19 protein-coding genes and 1 pseudogene are annotated in these 22,842 nt (G+C 74.2%); 8 read left to right on the top strand and 12 right to left on the bottom strand.

Features of this window, described 5'->3' with window-relative positions:
• Positions 1-64 precede the first annotated feature (64 nt).
• Both ACFU0Y_RS03155 and ACFU0Y_RS03150 read left to right on the top strand, forming a co-directional pair.
• Complete coding sequence (locus tag ACFU0Y_RS03155) at positions 65-1,237, top strand: type III polyketide synthase (protein WP_380212989.1); 1,173 nt, start codon at positions 65-67, stop codon at positions 1,235-1,237.
• A gap of 9 nt (positions 1,238-1,246) precedes the next feature.
• Positions 1,247-2,473, top strand: coding sequence for an NAD(P)/FAD-dependent oxidoreductase (locus tag ACFU0Y_RS03150; RefSeq protein ID WP_380212988.1), 1,227 nt, complete (start codon positions 1,247-1,249; stop codon positions 2,471-2,473).
• 68 nt (positions 2,474-2,541) lie between these two features.
• Here ACFU0Y_RS03150 and ACFU0Y_RS03145 read toward each other — a convergent pair.
• From ACFU0Y_RS03145 to ACFU0Y_RS03100, 10 genes and pseudogenes are all read right to left on the bottom strand, one after another.
• Positions 2,542-3,114: pseudogene (locus ACFU0Y_RS03145) on the bottom strand (dioxygenase); the annotation flags it as partial.
• Positions 3,115-3,326: 212 nt separating this feature from the next.
• On the bottom strand, positions 3,327-4,643 hold the full coding sequence (locus tag ACFU0Y_RS03140; RefSeq protein ID WP_380212987.1) for an MFS transporter: 1,317 nt from the start codon (positions 4,641-4,643) through the stop codon (positions 3,327-3,329).
• Positions 4,630-6,270, bottom strand: a complete 1,641-nt coding sequence (locus ACFU0Y_RS03135; protein ID WP_380212986.1) for an ATP-binding cassette domain-containing protein — start codon at positions 6,268-6,270, stop codon at positions 4,630-4,632. Before ACFU0Y_RS03135 ends, ACFU0Y_RS03140 begins: the two co-directional genes overlap by 14 nt.
• Positions 6,263-7,105, bottom strand: a complete 843-nt coding sequence (locus ACFU0Y_RS03130; RefSeq protein WP_380212985.1) for an ABC transporter permease — start codon at positions 7,103-7,105, stop codon at positions 6,263-6,265. Before ACFU0Y_RS03130 ends, ACFU0Y_RS03135 begins: the two co-directional genes overlap by 8 nt.
• Entirely contained in the window at positions 7,098-8,039 is a 942-nt protein-coding gene (locus ACFU0Y_RS03125) for an ABC transporter permease (RefSeq protein WP_380212984.1), read from the bottom strand. Before ACFU0Y_RS03125 ends, ACFU0Y_RS03130 begins: the two co-directional genes overlap by 8 nt.
• A 43-nt stretch (positions 8,040-8,082) precedes the next feature.
• Positions 8,083-9,600 (bottom strand): ABC transporter substrate-binding protein, encoded by a 1,518-nt coding sequence (locus tag ACFU0Y_RS03120; RefSeq protein ID WP_380212991.1) that lies wholly within the window; start codon positions 9,598-9,600, stop codon positions 8,083-8,085.
• A gap of 217 nt (positions 9,601-9,817) precedes the next feature.
• Entirely contained in the window at positions 9,818-10,585 is a 768-nt protein-coding gene (locus ACFU0Y_RS03115) for an alpha/beta fold hydrolase (RefSeq protein ID WP_380212983.1), read from the bottom strand.
• 72 nt (positions 10,586-10,657) lie between these two features.
• Complete coding sequence (locus ACFU0Y_RS03110; protein ID WP_380212982.1) at positions 10,658-11,863, bottom strand: PLP-dependent aminotransferase family protein; 1,206 nt, start codon at positions 11,861-11,863, stop codon at positions 10,658-10,660.
• 14 nt (positions 11,864-11,877) lie between these two features.
• Positions 11,878-12,975, bottom strand: coding sequence for an agmatinase (gene speB / locus ACFU0Y_RS03105; RefSeq protein WP_380212981.1), 1,098 nt, complete (start codon positions 12,973-12,975; stop codon positions 11,878-11,880).
• A gap of 77 nt (positions 12,976-13,052) precedes the next feature.
• A complete protein-coding gene (locus ACFU0Y_RS03100) occupies positions 13,053-13,619 on the bottom strand; it encodes a helix-turn-helix domain-containing protein (RefSeq protein WP_380212980.1) in 567 nt (188 codons plus the stop codon).
• A gap of 178 nt (positions 13,620-13,797) precedes the next feature.
• Between ACFU0Y_RS03100 and ACFU0Y_RS03095 the strand changes: the two genes are divergently transcribed.
• The 6 genes from ACFU0Y_RS03095 to ACFU0Y_RS03070 all read left to right on the top strand — a co-directional run bounded on the left by ACFU0Y_RS03095 (position 13,798) and on the right by ACFU0Y_RS03070 (position 21,348).
• Positions 13,798-15,267: a sodium:solute symporter gene (locus ACFU0Y_RS03095; RefSeq protein WP_380212990.1), complete on the top strand. Its 1,470-nt coding sequence runs from the start codon at positions 13,798-13,800 to the stop codon at positions 15,265-15,267.
• Positions 15,264-16,763, top strand: coding sequence for a purine-cytosine permease family protein (locus ACFU0Y_RS03090; RefSeq protein ID WP_380212979.1), 1,500 nt, complete (start codon positions 15,264-15,266; stop codon positions 16,761-16,763). The genes ACFU0Y_RS03095 and ACFU0Y_RS03090 overlap by 4 nt, the downstream gene beginning before the upstream one ends.
• Positions 16,750-17,406, top strand: coding sequence for a cyclase family protein (locus ACFU0Y_RS03085; protein WP_380212978.1), 657 nt, complete (start codon positions 16,750-16,752; stop codon positions 17,404-17,406). Before ACFU0Y_RS03090 ends, ACFU0Y_RS03085 begins: the two co-directional genes overlap by 14 nt.
• 120 nt (positions 17,407-17,526) lie before the next feature.
• Complete coding sequence (locus ACFU0Y_RS03080; RefSeq protein ID WP_380212977.1) at positions 17,527-18,951, top strand: NAD-dependent succinate-semialdehyde dehydrogenase; 1,425 nt, start codon at positions 17,527-17,529, stop codon at positions 18,949-18,951.
• Between the two features lie 57 nt (positions 18,952-19,008).
• Positions 19,009-20,592, top strand: coding sequence for a thiamine pyrophosphate-binding protein (locus ACFU0Y_RS03075; protein ID WP_380212976.1), 1,584 nt, complete (start codon positions 19,009-19,011; stop codon positions 20,590-20,592).
• 204 nt (positions 20,593-20,796) lie between these two features.
• Positions 20,797-21,348, top strand: coding sequence for a hypothetical protein (locus ACFU0Y_RS03070; protein WP_380212975.1), 552 nt, complete (start codon positions 20,797-20,799; stop codon positions 21,346-21,348).
• Between the two features lie 149 nt (positions 21,349-21,497).
• Here the strand turns inward: ACFU0Y_RS03070 and ACFU0Y_RS03065 are convergent, their stop codons facing one another.
• Both ACFU0Y_RS03065 and ACFU0Y_RS03060 read right to left on the bottom strand, forming a co-directional pair.
• The gene (locus ACFU0Y_RS03065) at positions 21,498-22,217 is read right to left on the bottom strand and encodes a cation transporter (protein ID WP_380212974.1); all 720 of its coding nucleotides are present in this window, start codon (positions 22,215-22,217) and stop codon (positions 21,498-21,500) included.
• Complete coding sequence (locus tag ACFU0Y_RS03060; RefSeq protein WP_380212973.1) at positions 22,214-22,591, bottom strand: substrate-binding periplasmic protein; 378 nt, start codon at positions 22,589-22,591, stop codon at positions 22,214-22,216. Before ACFU0Y_RS03060 ends, ACFU0Y_RS03065 begins: the two co-directional genes overlap by 4 nt.
• Positions 22,592-22,842 lie beyond the last annotated feature (251 nt).

Below are 22,842 nucleotides of genomic sequence, written 5' to 3'. Positions count from 1 at the left end.
GGTCCGCCCGGCCCCCGCGCGTCCTCCGTGGCACCTGTCAGCCCGAGGACGGATACTGGACGGGATGACGCCCGCACTCCTGTCCCTCGGCACGGCCCTCCCGCCGCACGTGCTCGAGCAGACCGACGCCCAGGACCTCTACCAGGCCCAGCCCGGCACCGACCGGCTCAACGCCCGGCTGCTGCGCACGGTGTTCGGCGCCTCCGGGGTGGAGCGCCGGCACACGGTGCTCCCCGAGCTGACCGCGGAGGACGCCCGCGCCGGGTCCCCGTACATCACGGCGGACGGCCGGTTCCTGGCGCCCCTGACCGGCGTCCGGAACCGGACCTACGTGGAGCGGGCCCCGGCGCTCTTCGCCGAGGCCGCGCGGGACGCCCTCGCGCGCTGCCCCGGCCTGGACCCCGCGGACGTCACCGACGTGGTGACCGTCTCCTGCACCGGCTTCTTCGCCCCCGGCCCCGACTACCAGCTGGTCCGGGACCTCGGCCTCGACCCGGCCGTCCGCCGCGCCCACATCGGCTTCATGGGATGCCACGGCGGCCTGATCGGGCTGCGCCAGGCCGCGGCGATCGCCACGGCGGACCCGGACGCCGTGGTCCTGCTCGTGGCCGTGGAGCTGTGCACGCTGCACCTGCGCCCGGCCCGGGACGCCGACGCCATCCGGGGGGCCGCCCTCTTCGCCGACGGCGCGGCGGCGGCCGTGGTCAGCGCCAGGACGCCCCCGGGCGTCACCCCGCTGCTCGAGCTCGACCGGTTCCGCACCCTCGTGATCCCCGACGGCGAGGACGCCATGGCGTGGACCATCGGCGACGCCGGGTTCGAGATGATCCTGGGCGCCGCGGTGCCCCAGGTCCTCGAGGACAACATCCACACCGCCCTGACGGCCCTGCTGGACGGGCCCGAGGGGGCCGTGGACCGGGACAGCATCACCGACTGGGCCCTGCACCCGGGCGGCCGGGGCATCCTCGACAAGCTCGAGGACACCCTGGGGCTCGCCCCCGAGGCGCTGCGGGAGTCCCGCGACGTGCTCGCCACGCGCGGCAACATGAGCAGCGTGACCGTCCTGCACGTCCTGCGCCAGGTGATCGACGCGGCCCCCGCGGACGAGACCCGCACCGTCTGCGCCCTGGCGTTCGGGCCGGGCCTGACCGTAGAGTCGGCGCTGTTCACGATCCCCGCCCGGACCGCGGCACCGGCCGCGGAGCTCGACCCCGCCGCGGCCGCCCCGATCCGCTAGGAGGTCCCCGTGGACCACGATGTCGTCGTCGTCGGCGCCGGGCTCGCCGGTCTGCAGTGCGCCCACCTGCTCGAGCGGCACGGACTGGACGTGGTGGTCCTGGAGGCCTCCGACGGGATCGGGGGCCGGGTCCGCACCGACACGGTCGACGGCTTCCGCTGCGACCGAGGCTTCCAGTTGCTCAACCCCGCCTACTCCGAGCTGCGGCGCAGCGTGGACGTCGCGGCCCTGGAGATCCAGCAGTTCGACGCCGCGGCCGGCGTCCGCCGCGGCGACGGCATCGACGTCCTCGCCGATCCGCGGCGCGTCCCCTCCCGGCTGCCGGGGACGCTGCGCAGCCCGCTCGTGGAGCTGCGCCGGCTGCCCGCCCTGGCCGCGTGGCTCGCCCCGGGCCTGGACCCGCGGGCGCGGCGCCAGGAGCAGCGGGACCGGCCCTGGCACGAGAGCCTCGACGACGCCGGGGTGCGGGGACCGCTGCGGGACCTGGTGCTCGAGCCGTTCCTGGCGGGGGTGATCCTCGAGGACGAGGGCCGCACCTCGGCCGCCTTCGTCCGCGAGCTCGTCGGCTGGTTCCTGCTCGGCACCCCGGGCCTGCCGGCCAGGGGCATGGGCGCGCTGCCCGCCTGGATCCACGACGGGCTGCGGGCACCGGCCGTGCTGAACACCCGGGTGGACGCGGTGGAGCGCAACGGCGACGGGTGGACCGTGGGCGCCGGCGACGCCGCCTGGCGGGCGTCCTCCGTGGTCGTGGCCACCGAGGGGCCGGCGGCCGCCCGGCTCCTGGACCTGCCGGACACCCCCATGAAGGGCGAGGCGACCTGGTGGTTCGGGGCCGGGACCGCGCCCTCGGAGCTCGGCTGCCTGGTGCTGCCGGGCGAGACCGGCGGCCCGCTGATCGACACGGCCGTGGTCAGCAACTCCGCCCCCGGCTACGCCCCGGACGGCCGGGCGCTGATCCAGGCGACCGCCCTCCTGCCGCGGGGCGCCGAGCTCCCCGCCGAGGCCGACGTCCGCCGGCAGCTGGCCACGATCTGGTCCGCGGACACCGCGGCCTGGGACCTGCTGACCGTGCACGAGGTGCGCCGGGCGCTGCCGGAGCAGCCGCCCGGGATCGTGGCCGACCGGCCCGCCGCCCTCGGGGACGGCCTGTACGTGTGCGGCGACCACCGCACCAACGGCTCGACCCAGGGCGCCCTGCGCTCCGGGCGCCGCGCCGCCGAGGCCCTGCTGGCCTGAGACCGCGCCCCGCCGGTCGCCGGCAGGTGGTCCGTGCCCAGGGTGTAGGCGGTCATCGACAGGGAGCCGTAGGAGTACCCGTCGACGAGCACGTCGGTGTCCGCGGAGCCGGCGGCCCCGGCGAGCCCGGCGAGGTACGGGGACGGGATGAAGTGGTCGGGGGTGGGCACGGCCAGGTCCCGGTCCCGGTGCGCGTCCAGGGCCGCCAGCTCGGTGGGGTCGGTGAGGATGCGCTCCTTGGCGTCCTCGTTGAAGCACCTCGCCCAGTCGTAGCCGTCGTCGGTGCGCGTCCGGTCCATCCCGCCGAGGTTGTGCACGATGTTCCCGCTGGCGATGATCAGCACGCCCGCCTCCCGCAGCGGCGCCAGGCGGGCCCCGAGGTCCAGGTGGTAGTCCAGGGGCTTGTCGGCGTTGATGCTCATCTGCAGCACCGGGACCGAGGCGTCCGGGAAGGCGTGCGTGAGCACGGACCAGGTGCCGTGGTCGATGCCCCAGCTGTCGACGTCGGCCCCGATCCAGGTGGGGTGGACGGTGTCGCTGATCTCCTCGACCAGGCCCGGCAGCCCGGGCGCCGGGTACTGCACGTCGAAGAGCTCCTGCGGGAAGCCGTAGACGTCGTGGATGGTGCGCGGGGCCGGCATCAAGACGTCCGCACCGGAACTCCGCGTGCTCATTCCGCCTCCTCGGCGTCGGCCCTCGCCGGGGCGCAGCCGTTGTGCTCCGTTGCGGTCATCCTGCCCGGTGGCACGGCTCCCGCCAAGACCCTGCCGAGCCGCGGACACCGTGGCCGGACGGAGAGGGCACGTCCCGGCCCCGGGCGGCGCCCTGTCGGGGGATGACGGCAGGAGGGGGGTCAGCGGGTTCTTCGGGCCGGCGCCGTGGTGGAGGACACGTCCTCGGGCGGGGTGTCGCCGCGCTGTCCGCGGAGCACGACCGGCAGCCCTGCGGCGGCCACGAGCGTGAGCACGACCAGGGGCGCCAAGGGGGTGCCGGGCCACCAGGAGTGCCGGTCGGTGAGCTCGAGCAGCTGCCCGAGCACGGCGTTGCCGGCCAGCACGGCGATGCCGCCGCAGGTGGCGGTCAGCCCGTAGTAGGCGCCCCGCCCCGCGGAGGCCCCGTGCGCGGGGACGAACCGCGGGACGAGCGACAGGATCGTGGGGGTCAGGAGCATGTGGCCGAGGATCAGGACGGCGACGACGCCCAACAGCGGCGCCAGCGATCCGGCAGCGTCCCCCGGGCGCGCGGCGGTCAGGGCAGCCAGGGTGAACGCGCCGGCCTCCAGCACGAAGCCGGCCGCCAGGGCCCGGCCGGGGCCCATGCGCAGACCGGCGGCGGAGACGGGCAGCTGCAGCACCAGGGTCAGGACCGAGGCCAGCAGGAACAGGGCGCCCAGCCAGGCGCCGTCGAGACCTCGCCGGCCCAGCTCGACGGGCACGGCGAAGTAGAGCTGGTGGTAGGCCAGCATGTTCATGCCGGCCAGTGCGCAGAACGCCACGAAGCGCCGGTCGCGCAGGCAGGCCCACCGGGAGCCGGCCGCGGGGGCTGCCGCGACGGGCCCTCCGGCCCGCCGCTCCGGCGGCAGGCGGGCCGGTTCGGCCGGGAGCAGGTACCAGAGCAGGACCGTCACCGCGGCGAACACCCCGATGCCCAGGGACAGGGCCGCGTCGAACCCCCAGCCGAGCAGGAAGGACCCCACCACCGGGCCCAGGACGGCGCCGATCTCCCCCGTGATCGCCAGCCACACGAACACCGACCTCCGGGGGGCTCCGTCGCGGCGGGGCCCGGCCGGCTGATCGGCGTGGGAGAGCCGTGACTGCAGGGCGGGCGAGAAGAGGGCGCCCCCGGTGCCCGTGAGCACGGCGCCGAGGAGGAACAGGGTCACGTCGGACGCGGCGGCGAGCGTGGCGTAGCCGAGGATGCGCACCAGGCAGCCGGTGAGGATGGCCCGGCGGGCGCCCCACCGGTCGGCCAGCATCCCGCCGAACAGGAACATGCCCTGCTGGCTGAAGGTCCGGGCCCCCAGCACGAGTCCGATGGCGGCGGCGCCCAGTCCGTACTCGGAGCCCATGGCTCCGGCCAGGAAGGGCACCACGGCGTAGAAACCGATGTTGAACACCAGCTGAGCGCCCAGTAGCGTGCGGGTCTCGGTCCGGTGGTCACGGAAGGGCATCGAGGCGCTCCTCGGGCAGGCGGTGGGAGTCCAGGATCGCGCACACCTGCGGCAGGGCCGCGGCCACCAGCTGTCTGCTGTGCTCGTGGCGCGGGTGGCTGAACAGTTCCGAGGTCTCCGCCAGCTCCACCAGGCGCCCCCGGAAGAGCACCGCGACCCGGTGGCTCAGGTAGCGGACGACGCTCAGGTCGTGGGAGATCATCACCAGGGTCAGGTTCCGGTCCCGGTGCAGGCGCACCAGCAGGTCCAGGACGGTGCGCTGGGTCACCGCGTCCAGGGCCGAGGTGGCCTCGTCGCAGATGAGCACCGCGGGCTCCAGCAGGAGGGCCCGGGCGATGGTGAGCCGCTGCAGCTGGCCGCCGGAGCACTGGCCGGGATATCGGTCCAGCAGCCCGGGCTCCAGTCCCACTTCCCGCACGACCGCGTGGATGCGCTCGCGCCGCTGCTCGGCCGTGCCGTTCCGGCGCCGCAGGAGGGGTGCCTCGAGGCTGGTGCGCAGCCGCATGCGGGGATCGAAGGAGTCGTGCGGGTCCTGGAAGACGAGCTGCACGTGCGGGCCCGCGGCACCGGGGCCGCCGCGGTCGGCCGCCGGGCCGGCCGAGACGCGTCCGCTGTCCGGTGTCTCGAGTCCGACGACCAGCCGGGCGAGGGTGCTCTTGCCGGAGCCCGACTGCCCCAGCACCCCGAGGATCTCCCCCTCCCGCACGTCGAGGGACACCTGGTCCACGGCGGGACGGTCCGCCCGCCGCCGCGGCCCGAAGCGCTTGCTGAGCTGGTCCAGCACCACCACGGGGCGGGTCCCGCGGCCGGCGGGCGGGGTTCCGGTGGGGGTGAGCGCCGACGCCTCCAGGAGGGCCTTCGTGCACGGGCTGCGCGGATCGTTGAGCACGGTCCCGGCCGGCCCGGTCTCCTGCACGCGCCCGGCATCCATCACCACGACCCGGTCGGCGTAGGCGGACACCGTGGCCAGGTTGTGGGTGATGTAGAGGACGCCCAGGCCGCGCTCGCGCCGCTCGCGGTCGACGAGCTCCAGGATCTGCCGCTCGAGCACCGTGTCCAGCGCCGACGTCGGCTCGTCGGCCAGGAGCAGTCCGGGGCGCCCGGCCAGGGCCACGGCCACCATGGCCCGCTGGGCCATGCCGCCGGAGAGCTGGTGGGGGTGCGCCCGGGCGCACCACCGGGGGTCCTCGAACCCCACCTCGGCCAGCAGCTCCAGCGCCCGTGCCCGGGCCTGCGGGCCGCGGAGCCCGGCATGGATTCTCAGCGGCTCCCGCAGGTGGTCCCCGATGGTCCGGCGCGGGTTGAACATCCGCTTGGGCTGCTGGTAGAGCATGCCGATCCGGCCGCCGCGCACCCGGTTCAGCTCCGCCTCCCCGGCCCGGGTGAGGTCCGTCCCGCCCAGCCGGATCGTCCCGGCGTCGCGGTGCACCTGTGCGGGCAGCAGACCCAGGACGGACATGGCCGTCAGCGTCTTGCCCGACCCGGAGGCGCCCACCAGCGCCACGAACTCCCCCGGGGCCACGCTGAGGTCGACGCCCGAGACCAGGGGGAGGCCGCGGGCGCCGGGCCCGCGCGCGACCGGCCGGTGGCTGAGGTGCAGGTCCTCGACGACCAGGTGCTCAGACATCGCGCTCCGTCCGCGCCGAGGCCGGCAGCAGCATGCGGGTGCTGCTCATGTGCGCCAGCCGTTGGCCGATGAGGGTCACGCACAGCGCAACGGTGAAGACCACCAGACCCGGGGCCAGGATCGTCATCGGTGCCCTGGCGGCGTAGGGCTGGGCCGCGGCCAGCATCGCCCCCCAGTCCGACTGCGGCGGCTGCACCCCCAGCCCCAGATAGGACAGGGCGCCGACGGTGATCAGGAACTGCCCGAAGCGCAGGGCGGCCTGCCCCAGCAGCGGTCCGGCCAGGTGCGGCAGGACGTGCCGGACGACGACGAACGCCGGCGAGCACCCCAGGACGCGGGCGGCCTCGACGAAGCCGCGGGCCGAGACGTCGTAGGCCAGCGCCCGGGCCAGCCGGGCGAAGGGCGTCCACCCGGTCACGGTCAGGGCCAGCAGCAGGGTCAGGTGACCGGGACCCAGCACGGCGACCAGGAACAGCGCCACCACCATCTCCGGCAGCGCCAGCAGGACGTCGTTGGTCCGGGTGAGCAGCTCGTCGACCCAGCCCCGGCGGCGAGCGCTCAGCACGCCGATCCCCGTGCCGATCGCAGCGGTCAGCACGGTGGCCACGGCGGCGGTCACCAGGGAGAACCGGCCGCCGTCGAGCAGCCGGCTCAGGGTGTCCCGGCCCAGGTGGTCCGTGCCCAGCCAGTGCGCGGGACCGGGTGGCAGCAGCCGTGCGGAGAGGTCCTGGGCGGCGGGCGGATAGGGGGCGATCCACGGCGCGACCGCCACGGACAGCACGATCAGGGCCAGGACCGCCGCCGCCGCCCAGACCAGCACGGGCCGCTCACGCATGACGCCCCCTGACCCGGGGGTTGAGGAGGCCGTGCACCAGATCGGCCGCGGTCGTCAGGACGACCGCCAGCCCCACGACCAGCACCACCCCGCCCTGGGCCAGCGGGATGTCGCTGTTGCGGACGGCGTCGAACAGCAGCCTCCCCATGCCGGGGATCGCGAAGACGACCTCCACGATGACGGACCCGCCCAGCAGACCGGCGAACCACACGGCCACCAGCGTGGTGAGCGGCAGCAGACCGTTGGGGATCACGTGGCTCCGCACGGCCTGCGCGTGGCTGAGCCCCCGGGCCCGGGCGGCGACGACGTGCTCGGCGCTCAGCGCCTCGAGCATCCCCTCGCGCACCGCCGCGGTGAAGTAGCTGATCGGGCGCAGGGCCAGGACCGTCACCGGCAGCACCGCGGACGCGGGGCCCTCCCACCCGGCGGAGGGCAGCAGGGACAGCTGCAGCGCGAACACCAGCACGAGCACCGGGGCCAGCCAGTACTCGGGCATCGCGATGAAGGCCTGGGTGACCGTGGTGATCACCCGGTCGGCCGGGCGCCCCTCCTGCAGGGCGGCGACGACCCCCAGCACCACGGACACCGTGGCCGCCACCCCGAGAGTCACCACCACCAGGCTCAGCGTGATCCACAGGGCGGGCAGCACCTGCTCGATCACCGGTGTCCGGCTGGCGTAGGAGAGCCCCATGTCGCCGCCGGCGAGCCGGCCGAGCCAGCGCAGGTACTGCACCGCGAGGGGGTCCTGGAGCCCCAGCTCGAGCGCCAGCCCCTGGGCGGCGGCGTCGTCGACCACCTCCCCCGCCACCCGGGAGCGGATGATCTTGCGCACCGGGTCCCCGGGGGTGACGTACGGGATGAGGAACACCACGAAGGACGCCAGGAGGACGGTGATCCCCAGGACCGCCGTCCTCCTGGCGAGGAACGCCGTCATCGACGCCCCCGTGTCCGGAGGGCTCTGCAGGTGCCGGTCGTGCTCACGAGCCGGGCTTCGCCGTCCCCGCGCGCAGCACGTACCGGGACAGCGGGTCCTGCGTGTAGTCCTGCAAATCGGTGCGGACCGCGTCGATGGCCTGCTCGTTGACCAGCCAGACGTTCACGGCCTGCTCCTCGAGGATCTTCCCGGCCTGGGCATAGAGCCGGTAGCGCTGCTCGGTGTCGGCGGTCTCGGCCGCCTCGGCGATGAGCGCGTCGTAGTCCTCGTCGCAGAAGTGGCTGAGGTTGTAGCTGCCCTCGCAGGTGTAGTCGGCGGTGAGGAACCCGATCGGGTCGGCGATGTCGATCAGCCGGTTGCGCTGGCTGAGCACCATGTCGTAGTCCCCGGCCAGCAGGTCCGGCTCCACCGCGGCGTACTCCTTGGTCGTGATGGTGACGGGCACGCCGACGCTCTCCAGGTTCTCCTGGACGACGGTCGCCACGTCGGCGAACTCGGCCCGCTCCACGATCGCGATGATCTCCAGCGGCCGCTCGGCGGTGTAGCCGGCGGCGGACAGCAGCTCCTTCGCCGCCTCCACGTCCCGCTGCGGTGTCCCGGCGCCCTCGACGGCCCAGGGCTCGGACGAGGCGAAGGGCCCGGTGCCCGGCAGGGCCGCACCCTCGTAGACGCTGTCGGCCAGGGCCTCCAGGTCCAGCGCCGAGCGGACGGCCCGGCGGAAGTCGACGTCGTCGAAGGGCGCCCGGCCGTTGTTCATGTACAGCGTCGCGGTCCGCGGGGACTCGGCCTTGAGGACCTCGACGTCGTCGTCGGCCTCCAGCGCGGACAGGTTGGCGACCGGGATGGACAGGGAGACGTCGGCCTCGCCGGTCTGCACCTGCGTCGCGCGCGTCGCCCCGTCCGTGATGAACCGCACCTCGGCCCCGGCGAGCTGCACCGGCCCGCCCCAGTAGTCCTCGTTCCGGTCCAGGGTCAGCGACTGCTTGGGCTGCTCGGAGACGGGGGTGAAGGGCCCGGTGCAGTGCCCGAACGGGTCCACCCTCCCGCCCTCGAAGGCGGCCGGGGCCAGCACGCCGGTGTTGACGCTGGCCAGGCGGTAGGGGACCAGCGGGCTCTCTTCCGGTGTGGTGACCCGCACCGTGCGCTCGTCGACGGCTTCGACGCCGCTGACCACGGCCGGGCTGAAGGCCCGGGCCGGGACCTCCGCGTCCAGCACGTTCTGCAGCGAGGTCACCACCGCGTCGGCGGTGAGCCCGGTGCCGTCCTGGAACTGCACACCGTCCCGCAGGGTGAAGTCCCACTCCGTGGGCGAGACCTGGTTCCACTCCGTGGCCAGGGCCGGGACGATCTCGCCCTGGGCCTCGTCGTATCGGGTCAGGGTCTCCAGGCAGCCGGACAGGGACAGGATGTAAGCGGCGTCGCTCTCCAGGGCCCAGTCGGCCACCGGAGCGCGGAAGTTGTCCACCACGATCCGCTGGTCGGACTCCCCCGCCTGCGAGCTCCCCCCGTCCCCGCCGCTGAAGCCGCAGCCCGACAACGTCAGAACGGCGACCACACCCATCGATGCCGACACCCGGAGCACAGCGCGCACAGAACCACCTCAGTTGGACGTCCTGGGGCGGAGCGCCCGCCGAGGACTGGTGAATGATCGGGAGAACCCCCGCACGAGAGGTTAGGCTACCCTCAGTCCGGCGTCCACTCGGCCCGCCGACGCCGTCACGGAACGACCCGGGCCGGGCTCCGGGCACGCACGTGCTGCGACTCCGCCGGGACCGCCCTCAGGATCCCGTCCGGCGCCGCCTCGGGGCGAGGGTGGCCGGCTTGTCGGCGGTGTGGAAGTCGGTGATCAGGCGCGCGCACAGCTCGGGCTTCTCGACCAGCACCCCGTGGGAGGCGTGCGGGACCACGGCCAGCTCCCCCTGCGGCAGGGCCCGGTAGGCGGCGACGGCGTGCTCGAGCCGGACCTCGTCGTCGTCCCCGACGAGCACGAGGACGGGGAGGTCGAGACCGGCCAGGTCCGCGTCGGTGAGGACCGGTTCCCGCGCGTGCATCCGCCGCAGCTTCGCCACGACCTCCCCGTAGTGCTCCCGTCCGTCGGGGGAGACCTCCGCGTAGGCGTCGACCATGAACTCCGGCGCCTCCGCCGCTTCCTCCAGGACGCCGGGCTCCCACCCGGCGCGGTGGTGCACCCCGCCGGCGAGCACCAGGTCCCGGACGAGGTCGGGTCGTCGCAGCGCCGTGCAGAGGGCGACGACGGCCCCGTCGCTGCAGCCGAGCAGGTGCACCGGCGCACCGGACTCCTGCTCGAGGAAGGCGATCGTGTCCTCGGCCATCGCCGCGTACGAGAGCGGGCCCGGACGGTCGGGGGTGTGTCCGTGCGCGCGCTGCTCGGGGGTGATCACCCGGTACCGCCCGGTCAGCTCCGCCACGAGCGGTGCGAGCGCCCGGGAGTCCGTGCCCCCGGGGTGCAGCAGCACGAAGATCGGCCCGCTCCCCCGTGCGCTCGACCACAGGGCACCGGCCCGGCCGGCCCGTTCGTCGTCCATGCGGCCAGTATCGCCCCGGCCACCGGCACCGCACCAGCACCGGAGGAGCGCCGGAGCCGGCGGCCCGGCGGCTCAGTCGCGGAGCATCTCCCCGACCCGCCGGACCCCCTCGGTGATCTCCCCCTCCGTGGCCGCCGAGTACGCCAGGCGCAGGCTCATGGAGGCGCGCCCGTCCGCGTAGCAGGCGCCGCCGGGCACCAGCACCACCCCGTGCCCGACGGCCCGGCCCAGCAGGTCCCCGTGGTCGAGGGCCGGGTCGAGGTCGAGCCACGTGAAGAAGCCGCCGGCGGGGCGCGTCCAGCGCACCCCCTCGGGCATGAACTGCTCGAGGGCGGTCATCATGGCGGCGCAGCGGGAGCGGTAGAGCTCCACCGCCCGGTCCAGGGCGGGCCGCCAGTGCTCGCTGCCCACGTACTCGGCGGCGAGCTCCTGGCCCAGCACGGACGGGTGGATGGTCACGGCCTCGGCCGCGATCTGCAGCCGGGCCCGCACCGCCGGCACCGCCGCGATCCAGCCGACCCGCAGTCCGGGCGAGAAGATCTTGGAGAAGCTGCCCAGGTGGATCACCGTGTCGGGGTCCAGCGAGTACAGGGACGGGAGCCGGTGGGCGCGGTCGAAGCCGAGCAGCGCGTACGGGTCGTCCTCGAGGATGAGCACGCCCCGCTCGGCGCAGACCTCCACGAGCCGGCGGCGCCGGTCCTCCGTGGTGGTCACGCCCGTGGGGTTGGAGAAGTTCGGCACGGTGTAGACGAGCTTCACGCTCCGGCCGGCGGCCCGCAGCCCGTCGATCCGCTCGGCGACCGTCTCGGGGTCCAGCCCGTCGTCGTCGACGTCCACGTGGGCGACCTCGACCTCGTAGCTGCCGAACACGCCGAGGGCCCCCACGTAGGTGGGGCCCTCGGCCACGACCACGTCCCCGGGGTCGCAGAACAGCTTGGTCACGAGGTCGAGGCCGGCCTGGGAGCCGGCGGTGATCTGGATCGTGTCGGGCGTGGTCTCCGCGCCCTGCAGGCGCATGAGCTGCACGACCAGCTCGGGCAGCCGCTCGATCCCGGCCCCGGAGCCGTACTGGAGCACCTCGGGCCCGCGCTCGGTCAGGATCCGCGCCGTCATCGCGGCCACGACGTCGTGCGGGAGGACGCTCATGTCCGGGTTGCCGCCGGCCAGGGAGATGATCCCGGGGCGCATCGCGATCTCGAACACGGCCCGGACCGGGGAGGGGCGGAACTCCTCGGAACGGTGGGCGAACAGCGAGGTGTGGTCGGGCCGGGGGGTCACGGCCGCTCCCCCGGTCACCGGTCCTCCCCCACCGGGCGCTGCCCCGGCTGCCGCGCCGGCCCGTGCGCCGGATCGGGGGCGGCTGCCCCGTAGACGTGCCCGGCCAGCCCGTAGGCGGGCCCGTCCGGCGCCGCGCCGGGGCCCAGCGCCAGGAGGCTGATGAGCTCGTAGGCCACGTGCGCGGCGGCCACCCCGGTGAGCTCGGCGTGGTCGTAGGCCGGGGCGACCTCCACGACGTCGCAGCCCACCACGTTCGCCCCGCGCAGACCGCGCAGGATCTCCAGCACCTCCCGGCTGGTCATCCCGCCGGCCTCGGGGGTGCCGGTGCCGGGGGCGTGGGCCGGGTCCAGGACGTCGATGTCCAGCGAGACGTAGAGGGGACGGTCGCCGACGCGCGCCCGCAGGTGCGCGACGACCGTGTCGACCCCCAGCCGCATGACGTCGGCGGAGGAGACGATGCCGAAGCCGAAGCGGGCGTCGTCGTCGAGGTCCTCGGTGCCGTAGAGCGGCCCGCGGGTGCCGACGTGGCACACCGCGTCCGTGTCCAGCAGGCCCTCCTCGAACGCCCGGCGGAAGGGGGTGCCGTGGGTGTACTCGGCGCCGAAGTAGGTGTCCCAGGTGTCCAGGTGGGCGTCGAAGTGCAGCAGCGCCACCTTCCCGTGCCGGGCGTGGGCGGCGCGCAGCAGCGGCAGGGCGATGGTGTGGTCCCCGCCGATCGCCACGAGCCGGGTGGACTCCCCCATGAGCTCGGTGGCCTGGGCCTCGATGGACGCGATCGCCTCGGCGATGTCGAAGGGGTTGGCCACGATGTCCCCGGCGTCGGCGACCTGCGCCCCGGCGAACGGGGAGACGTTCTGCGCGGGGTTGTAGGGGCGCAGCAGGCGCGAGGACTCCCGGACGTGGTTGGCCCCGAAGCGGGCCCCGGGCCGGTAGGACACTCCGGCGTCGAACGGCACGCCCACCACCGCGATGTCCGTGTGCTCGACCTCGTCCGTGCGCGGCAGCCGGGCGAAGGTGCCCAGCCCGGCCCAGCGCGGGGTCAGGGCGGCGTTGACGGGCCCGACGACGGGGGTGCCGTCCGGGGCGGTGCCGGTGATGCGCTCGGGGTTCATGGTGTGCGGTCCTCTCGGTGGATGCTGACGGGGTGCTGCAGGAGGTGCTGACGGGGGGCCGGGACGGACGAGGCGGCTCAGGAGCCGAGGATCCACAGCAGCACCGCCTCCTCGGGACCGGGGTTCTCCCAGGTGTGCGGCTCGGAGCCGGGGAACGTCACGGTGTCCCCCGCCTCCAGGTCGTAGCTGCGGTCCGGGACGTGGAGGCGGAACCGGCCGCTGATCAGGTGCAGCACCTCGGTCTCGCAGTCCATGCTGTACATCGCGTCCTCGCCCCGGCCGCCGGCGGCCACGCGGGCCCGGATGACCTGGACCTGGCGCTGGGCCGACGGCGTGACGAGCTGCTCCTCGATCCCCTCCCCGCCGAGGTCGACGTGCGGGGCGTCCTCGAGCCGGACCAGCTCCACGTCGGCGGGCCCGGCGAAGAGCGCGCCCACGTCGATCCGCAGCACCTGGCACATCCGCACCAGGGAGTCCACGGACGGGGAGGTGATGTCCCGCTCGACCCGGCTGACGAAGCCCTTGGTGAGGCCGGCGGCGGAGGCGAGCTGGTCGATGGTCATGTGGCTGCGCCGCCGGTGGTTGCGCAGCCGGGACCCCACGGCGGCGGAGTGCCCGGAGCTCTCGATGGGCAGTGCTTTCACGGCGCCTCCTCCTCCTGCAGGACGGTCCACCCGGCCGGAACGACCCGGACCCGTTCCCAAAACATGATCTGCATCATACTATGTGGGACAACTTTTGTTTCTTGTCGAGCAACCTGTCGGCGGGAAACCGTCCGATCGACCCCGTGGGCGCCCGCGCCCCGAGGAAGCAGTGACATCCATGAACGTGCTGATCATCGTGCTGTACCTGGTCGCCATGGTGGCCGTCGGGCTCTGGGCCAGCCGCCGGGCCCACGACGCGGAGGACTACCGGGTGGCCGGTCGCCGCCTGGGTCCCGGCTTCTACACGGGGACCATGGCCGCCGTGGTCCTCGGCGGCGCCTCCACCGTGGGCGGGGTGGGCCTCGGCTACACCTACGGCATCTCGGGGATGTGGCTGGTCGTGGCGATCGCCACGGGCCTGGCCGCGCTGAGCCTGTTCTTCGCCGGCCGCATCCAGTCCCTCAAGGTCTTCACCGTCTCCCAGATGCTGCAGCTGCGCTACGGCGAGCGCGGCGGGGCCAAGGCGTCCTCGTTCGTGATGCTGGCCTACACCGTGATGCTCTCCGTGACCTCCACCTCCGCGTACGCCGCGATCTTCTCGGTCCTCTTCCCGATCGACCGGGCCTGGGCGATCCTGCTCGGCGGCGTGGTGGTCGTGGGCTACTCCGTGCTCGGCGGGATGTGGTCGATCACGCTCACGGACATGATGCAGTTCGTGTTCATGACGGTGGGGATCTTCCTGGTCCTGCTGCCGTTCTCCCTCTCGGCCGCGGGCGGCTGGTCGGGGCTCGAGGAGCGGCTGGACGCCACGTTCTTCACCTGGGGCGGGATGGGCACGCAGGCGATCGTCACCCAGTTCGTGGTCTACGGCTTCGGCATGCTGATCGGCCAGGACATCTGGCAGCGCGTCTTCACCGCCCGCTCCCCGCAGGTGGCCCGCTGGGGCGGGCTCGCCTCCGCGGCCTACGTGGCGCTCTACGGCGTGGCCGGCGCCGTCATCGGGATGACCGCGGCCGCGGTGGCCCCGGACCTCGCCTCCCCGGACGACGCGTTCGCCACGATGGCCCAGCAGTACGTCCCGGCCGGGCTCGGCGGGGTCGTGCTCGCCGCCGGTGTCGCCGCCATGATGTCGACGGCCTCGGGCGCGCTCATCGCCGCGGCCACGGTGGCCCGGGTGGACGTCGTGCCCACCCTGAGGTCCCTGTTCGCGCGGGACGCCGCCCCCGCCCCGGAGGGCACCGCCGAGGCGCTGCGCGGGGACCGGATCTACGTGCTCGTCTTCGGCGTGGTGATCACCGTGATCTCGATCTTCGTCTCGGACACCGTCACGGCCCTGACCATCGCCTACGACATCCTGGTGGGCGGTCTGCTCGTCGCGATCCTCGGCGGGCTCGTGTGGCGGCGGGGCACGAGCCTCGGCGCGGCCCTGTCCATGCTCGTGGGGTCCGTGGTGACCGTGGCGTCCATGGCGGTCTTCGGCGTGCTGGCCAACGCCCCCATCTACCTGGGACTCGCGACCTCCGCACTGGTCTACGTGGTGGTCTCGCTGCTCTCGCGGCCCACGCACGCCGGGGTGCTTCGGCAGTGGAACGAGCGTCTCGCGGGCTCCGGCCCGGCCGGCGCCGACCGCACGGAGGTCCGCCCGTGAGCGCCTGGTCCCGGCTCTCCGACCACCTCGACGAGAACTCCGAGGGCTACGGCCCGCTGCGCGGCACGCTGGGGGCGGGCCGGATCGGGATGATCTGGCTCGCGGCGAACCTCGTGGTGACCACGCTGCTGACGGGCACGCTGTTCGTGCCCGGGGTGTCCTGGCCCACGGCCCTGGGCATGATCGTCCTGGGCACGCTGATCGGCGGGGCGGTGCTGGTGCTCGTGGGGAACATGGGCACGCGCACCGGTCTCGCCACCATGTCCCTGACCAAGGGCTCGTTCGGCCTGCGCGGCTCCTTCCTCCCGGTGGCCGCGAACGTGGTCATCCTCATGGGCTGGAGCTGGGTGCAGGCGATGCTCGCCGGCGTCACCGTGAACTTCCTGGTGGCCCAGGCCACCGGCTACTCGAACCCGGTGCTGTTCTCGGTGCTCTGCCAGGCGCTGGTCGTGGCGCTGGCCGTCCTCGGCCACGAGGGCATCGCCCGCGTGGAGCCGTGGCTGGCGGTGGTGATCCTGGGCATCATGGCCTGGGTGTTCACGGTGGCCTTCACCGCCTACCCGGTGGTGGACTTCGCCGCCCTGCCGGTGGACCCGGAGGCGGGCTGGTCCGCCATCACGGTCCTGGACGTCGTCATCGCCACGGCCATCTCCTGGACGGTGCTCTCCGCGGAGTTCAACCGTCTCGCCCGGAGGCAGTCGGCGGGCATGATCGGCTCCGGGACGGGGTACGTGCTGTCCACGGTCGCGGCCATGAGCCTGGGGGCCACCGCCATCGCCTACGTGGTGCTCGACGGCGGGGAGGCGGTCGGCTTCGACCCCACGGTGCTCGTGGCCGCCTTCGGCGCGCCCCTGGCGGTGGTGGTCTTCCTGTCGGTGATGGCCACCAACACCATGGTGGTCTACGGCATGGTCTCCTCGGTGGTGAACCTCGCGCCCTCGCGCAGGGTCCGGTTCCTGCCCACGGCGCTCGTGCTGGGGACGGTGTCGGTCCTCGGGTCCACCCGGCTGGGGCTGCTGGACCAGTTCACCGAGTTCCTGGTGCTGATCGGCTCCCTGTTCATCCCCGTGTTCGCGATCATGCTGGTCGACTACTACGTGGTCCGGCGCGGCGCCTACGCGGCGGACATCCTGCGAGGACGCGGCGGCCGGTACTGGTACCGGGGCGGGGTCAATCCCGCCGCCGTGGCCGTGTGGGTCCTCGGCGCGGTCTCCTCGCTGGTGCTCACCTACGTGCTGCCGAGCCCCGTGGGCGCGACCATCCCCACGTTCGCGCTCTCCGCGGCGCTGTACCTCGGCTGGGCCCTGGCCGCAGGACGGATCGTGACGGACCGGCCGGTGCAGCGCCACCTGGCCGAGGCTGCCGACGAGACCGCGGCGGAGACCGCCGCGACGCGGCCCGGTTCCGCCGCGGCCGGCGACGCCGTCGGGACCGGAGGAACCGGCGGGACCGGTTCGCCCGGGGAGCCGGAGGTGAGCGGCGATGCGCCTCGTTGACCTGAGCCACCCCGTGGAGGCCGGCATGCAGGTCTTCCCCGGGGACCCGCCCGTGGTCTCGCGGCTCGCGGCGTCCGTGCCGCAGGACGGCTTCCAGGTGGCCGAGCTGCACCTGGGCACGCACAGCGGGACGCACGTGGACGCGCCCCTGCACACGGTGGAGGGCGGCCCGTCCGTGGACGAGCTCGACCTCGCCCGGCTGGTGGGACCGGCGCGCATCGTGCACGTGCCGGACCTCCGGGAGCACGAGGTGGTCCGCTGGGCGCACGTCCGTGACCAGCTGGAGGACGTCCGGGCCGACTCGATCGTGCTGTTCCGCACCGACTGGTCGCGGCACTTCGGCACGCCCCGCTACCTGGCGCACCCGGTGCTGGACGTCGAGATCGCCGGGCGCCTGCTGGCCGCGGGCGTGCGCGTGCTCGGCACCGACACCCTCAACCCGGACCGCACCCCGGACGCCGCCTCGACCGGCCCGCCCGAGCTGCCGGTGCACGCGGCGGTCCTGGGCGCGGGCGGGGCGATCATCGAGAACCTGACGAACCTGCACGCCGTCGACTGGCAGGACCCGCTGCTGAGCGCCCTGCCGCTGCGGCTGCGCGGACTGGACGGCTCCCCCGTGCGGGCGGTGGCGATGCAGCTGTGAGCCCCGTCCGCATGCCCTTGTCCTTCCGCTGTCCCTTGCCCTTTCCCGGACCGACCGTTCCCCGTCCCGGGCGCCACGACGCCGTCGGCGCCGCCCGACCCCCGCAGAGGAGACCCCGCCATGACCGCTGAGGCCCGTCCCGCCACCCCGTCCGCGTACCGCTCCGTCGATCCGGCCACCGGCCGGGTCCTGGCCGAGTTCCCGACCGCCGCCGACGCCGAGGTCGAGCAGGCGCTCGCCGCCGCCGACACCGCGTTCCGCGACTGGCGGGCCCGGCCGATCGAGGAACGGGCCGCCGTGGCCGCCCGGGTCGGCGAGCTGTTCGCCGAGCGCGCCGAGGAGCTGGCCGTCATCGCCACCCAGGAGATGGGCAAGCCGATCACCGAGGCCCGGGAGGAGGCCGCCTTCTGCGCCGAGATCTTCGCCTACTTCGCCGCCCAGGGCCCGGCCCTGGCCGCCGACCAGGCCCTACCCACCCCGCACGGGACCGGGCGGGCGGTGATCCAGAAGCGGCCCGTGGGGGTGCTGCTGGGGATCATGCCGTGGAACTACCCCTACTACCAGGTGGCCCGCTTCGCCGCCCCCAACCTGGTGCTGGGCAACACGATCGTGCTCAAGCACGCCGAGTCCTGCCCCCGGGCGGCGAGTGCCCTCCAGCAGCTGATGGACGAGGCCGGGGTGCCCGCCGGGATCTACACCAACCTCTTCGCCTCCCACGCCCAGATCGCCGAGATCATCGCCGACCCCCGCGTCCAGGGGGTGTCGCTGACCGGGTCCGAACGCGCCGGGGCGGCCGTGGCGGAGATCGCCGGGCGGAACCTGAAGAAGGTCGTGCTGGAGCTGGGCGGCTCGGACCCCTACGTGGTGCTGGACACCGACGACGTCAAGGAGTCCGCCCGGGCGGCCTTCGCCACCCGGATGGGCAACACCGGCCAGGCCTGCAACTCCAACAAGCGGATGATCGTCACCGCCGGCATCTACGACGAGTTCGTCGCCGAGCTCACCCGCCTGGCGGAGGCGCTGACCCCGGGCGATCCGGCCGAGGCCGTCCCCGGGACCTTCGCGCCGCTGTCCTCCCGGGCCGCGGCCGAGACCCTGGCCGTGCAGATCCGCGAGGCCGTGGAGGCCGGGGCGACCCTGCACGCCGGCGGGCGGCTGCTCGAGGGGCCGGGGGCGTATCTGGCCCCGGCCGTGCTCACCGGGATCACCCCGGGCATGGCCGCCCACCACCAGGAGCTCTTCGGGCCCGTGGCCGTGGTCTACCGGGCGGCCGACGACGACGAGGCCCTCGCCCTGGCCAACGACACCCCCTACGGGCTCGGCGGGGCGGTGTTCAGCACCGACCCCGACCGGGCCCGGCGGCTCGCCGAGTCCCTGGAGGCCGGGATGGCCGCCGTCAACGCCGCCGAGGCCGAGGGCGCGGGCATGCCCTTCGGCGGGGTCAAGCGCTCCGGCTACGGCCGCGAGCTGGGCCCGCTGGGCATGGACGAGTTCGTCAACAAGCGCCTGCTCTACGTGGCGGACGGGCCCGCCTCCGAGGACTGACCCGCTCCCGCCGCACGAGAACACCCCACCGCACCCCATCCCCCTGGAGGACCGCTCATGACCGCCCGCAGGACCACCGCCCGAGCCGTGCTGGAGACGCTGCGCGGCTACGGCGTCGACACCGTCTTCGGCATCCCCGGCACCCACTCCTTGGAGTTCTACCGCCCGCTGCGCGACCTCGGCATCCGGGCGGTCACCACCCGCCACGAGCAGGGCGCCGCCTACGGCGCCGACGGGTGGAGCCAGGTCTCGGGACTGCCGGGCGTGGTCATCACCACCTCCGGGCCGGGTCTGCTCAACTCGCTGTCCGGGGCGGCCACGGCCCACGCCGAGTCCCGGCCGATGATCATCCTGTCCCCCGGGCGGCCCGTGGGCCACGACTTCCGGGACATCGGCTCGCTGCACGAGACGAAGAACCCGTCCGCGGCCGTGGACGCCATCGTGGGCCGCAGCCGCCGGGTCACCAGCGGGGCCGAGGCCGTGACCATGGTCCACGACGCCTTCCGGGACTTCGCCCACTCCCGCCCCCGCCCCGTGCACATCGAGATCCCGCTGGACGTGCTGGAGGCGGACCTGGACTACACCGACCGGCAGGTGGCGCCGCGCCGGCTCGGGGCCCCGCAGCCGGCCCCGGTCGACGACGTGCGCCGCGCCGCCGAGGTGCTGCGCGGCGCCGAGCGCCCCGTCATCCTGGCGGGCGGCGGCTCGCTGGCCGCCGGGGCGCGGCTGCTCGAGCTCGCCGAGCTGCTCGAGGCACCGGTCATCACCACGACCAACGGCAAGGGCGCGATCCCCGAGCGGCACCGCCTCTCGCTGGGCGCGGATCTGCGCCTGTCCACCGCGCACGAGTTCCTGCGCTCCGCCGACGCCCTGCTGGTGATCGGCTCCAAGGTCGGCGAGGCCGAGCTGTGGGGCGGGGACATCACCCCCGGCGGGCCGGTCGTGCGCGTGGACATCATGCGGGACCAGATGCTGTGCAACCTCGACCCGGACATCGAGCTGCCCGGCCACTCCGCGGCTGTGGTCCCGCAGCTCCTCGAGGCGATCGGCCCGCTCGCCCCGCGCCCCCCGCGCGACCTCACCGAGGTCTTCGCCCGGCTCGACGACGAGGGCCGCCGCACCGCGCCCGAGCTCGCCGCGCTCAACGAGACCATCATGGCCGTGGTGCCGGAGGACACGATCATCGGCGGCGACTCCTCCCAGGTCACCTATCTGGGCTCCACCACGTTCTTCCGCGCCCAGCTCCCGCACTCCCTGCTCTACATGGGGACCTACGCGACCCTGGGCTACGGCCTGCCCGCCTCGATCGGGGCGAAGCTCGCCGCCCCGCACCGCCCGGTGCTGTGCCTCGTGGGCGACGGCGCCCTGATGTTCTCGATCCAGGAGCTGATGACCGCCGTGGAGCTCGGCGTGGACCTGCCGATCGTGTGCGTGGACAACGGCGGCTACGGCGAGATCCGGCAGAACATGACCGACCGGGACATCGATCCCCTCGCCGTGGACCTGCGGCAGCCGGACTGGCCGGCGCTCGCGGAGGCCTTCGGCGCGGTCGGCCTCGAGGCCACCCGGGAGGACCTCGCCGAGAAGGTCCTCGAGGCGCTCGCGGTGAAGGGGCCGAGCCTCGTGCACCTGAGGCTCTGACGCCGCCCGGCCGGCGGGTCACACGCGGGTCACGACTTGCGCAGAGTGCTCCGGACAGCCTGGGGGAACATCCGCAGAGTCCGGCGTCGTCCCTTGTGAGCGGTCGAAGCGCGTTCTTACGGTGGAACGGCACGCAGCCGGATCCCGGTGCCTCACCGTCGATGCGCCGAACCGGTGACCATGGCCGAACCCAGGAGGCACATCATGAGATCGCGTGAGACCCACACCACCCGCAAGGCCGCGGTGAGCCTGCTCGCCGCCGCCGGACTCGCCCTGGCAGGATGCGGTGGAGGCGGCGAGGACGAGGCCGGCACCGAGGTCGACGACATCACCGGCGGCGAGGTCGCGGAGACCCCCGACGCGGAGGAGACTCCGGCCGCGGAGGGCACCCCGACCCGCATGCCCTTCTACGGGGCGTACGACCGGGAGTTCACCGACGACCAGGCGGTCCACGAGGGCCAGGAGGTCACTCTCACGGCCGAGATCGTGGAGATCGTCTCCGGCAACGCCCTGGAGATCGGGGACCCGGACGACATCACCCTCGATCCGCTGCTGGTGCTGCACGACCTCGGCGCGACGGGACTCGAGCAGGACCAGGCCGTGGAGGTCGTCGGCACGGTCATGGCCTCCTTCGAGCTGGCCACCGCCGAGGAGGAGCTCGGGGTGGACCTCGAGGACGAGCTGTACACCGACTACGAGGGAGATCCCTGGCTCCGCGCCACCGAGGTCACTCCCGGCGAGGCGGCCGAGGGGTAACCGAGGGACAGCCGGAGGCCAGGAACCGGTGTCCGGCCGGGCCCGGAAGGGCGCGGGCCGGACCCCGCGGCACCGGGGGTCGTGGCGGTCGGCGCGCTCTGTGCGCACCGGCCGGGCACGGCCCCTGCTGCTGCTCCCCCGGGCACCGCTCAGCGCGGGACCTGGTGCTCCGGCAGCTCTGCCACGGGGGCGACGACCACGTCCTCGACCTTCCAGTCCAGGTCCGCGCAGCGCTTCCGGGCGGCCGCGAGCTGCTCGAGCGTCGGCAGCGCCCCGGCGGCCGGGACCACGAAGGCCTCCACGTGGAAGACGTGGCCCTCGTCGCGGACCCGCACGCCCACGTCCTGCACCCACGGCTGCTGGCGCAGCACCGTCGTCACGTCCTGGATGAGGGGGTGCGGCGCGGCGTCGTCGAAGGTGGTGGCCCGGGCGTCCACGAGGTCGGCCACGGAGCCCCTGAGGTTGCCGGGCACGTCGAGCACCCCGATCGGCGGCCGGTCGCCGGTCAGCAGCGCCGTCCCCGAGTCGATCACCAGCGTGGCACCCATGCCCAGCAGCGCGACGGCCGCGACCAGGTGCCCCACGCCCACGGCCCGGTGGTATCCGTAGGGGTGCCGCGGCGTCGGAGGTCTCCGGGCGATGCGCGCGGCCGCCAGGAACGCGATCGGCGGCAGGAACGAGAGCATGTCCTCGACCCACGCGGTCTTCATGGCCTGGGACTGCCCCGCCACGAGTTCCACGGCCGCGACGATGAGCACGAGCACCCCGATGGTGATCCACTCGAGGCGCACCGCGCGCCGCAGCGTCCCGGACTGCTCGTCCGTGAGCTCCGTCGCCCCGAACCGCGCCTGCTCCGGCACGCGCCTCACCGCCCCTCCTCCCGTTCCACCAGGAACGTCTCGAGCTCGGTGAGGAAGCCGTTCTCCCCCAGCCGGGTGGCGAGCACGATCCTCTCGGTGCGGCCGTCCCACGTCCCGATCTCCGTGTGCGGGAGGGTCAGGGCGGCGTGCTGCTCCCAGGGGGACGTGTCCGTGAGGCCGGCGACGACGACGTCCAGGTCGCCGCCCTCGAGCGAGCGGATCAGATGGCTCTCGGCACCGGGATACCAGACGACCTCCGCGTCGATCCGCCCGGCGAACTCCTCGACCAGCTCGACCTCGACGCCGGAGGGCCGGCCGCTGTCGGCGACCTCCGTCCAGGGCGGGCTCTCCGAGACCCCGACCCGCAGCTCACCGCCGCGCACCGGCGCGGTTCCGGCGACCGCGTTCCACCGCGGTGCTCAGCATACGTACTGTCCCGCGGAACGGCGGTGCACCCGGACCCCCGGCGCCCGGCCGCGGCACGTGCCCGGAACACCCGGTGCCGGCGCCGCCCTCGAGCACCTCCCGGACCAGCTCATCGCCTGCGGGGACGCCGACGACGTGCAGTCCACGACCGTGACGCCGGACCCGACGGCCTGCTTCGTGGCCGGCGGGGTGGTCGCTGCGGGCCGGG

Source organism: Kocuria sp. NPDC057446, assembly GCF_042802875.1.
Taxonomy (GTDB): Bacteria; Actinomycetota; Actinomycetes; order Actinomycetales; family Micrococcaceae; genus Kocuria.
This window is presented reverse-complemented; position numbering and strand designations above follow the sequence as displayed.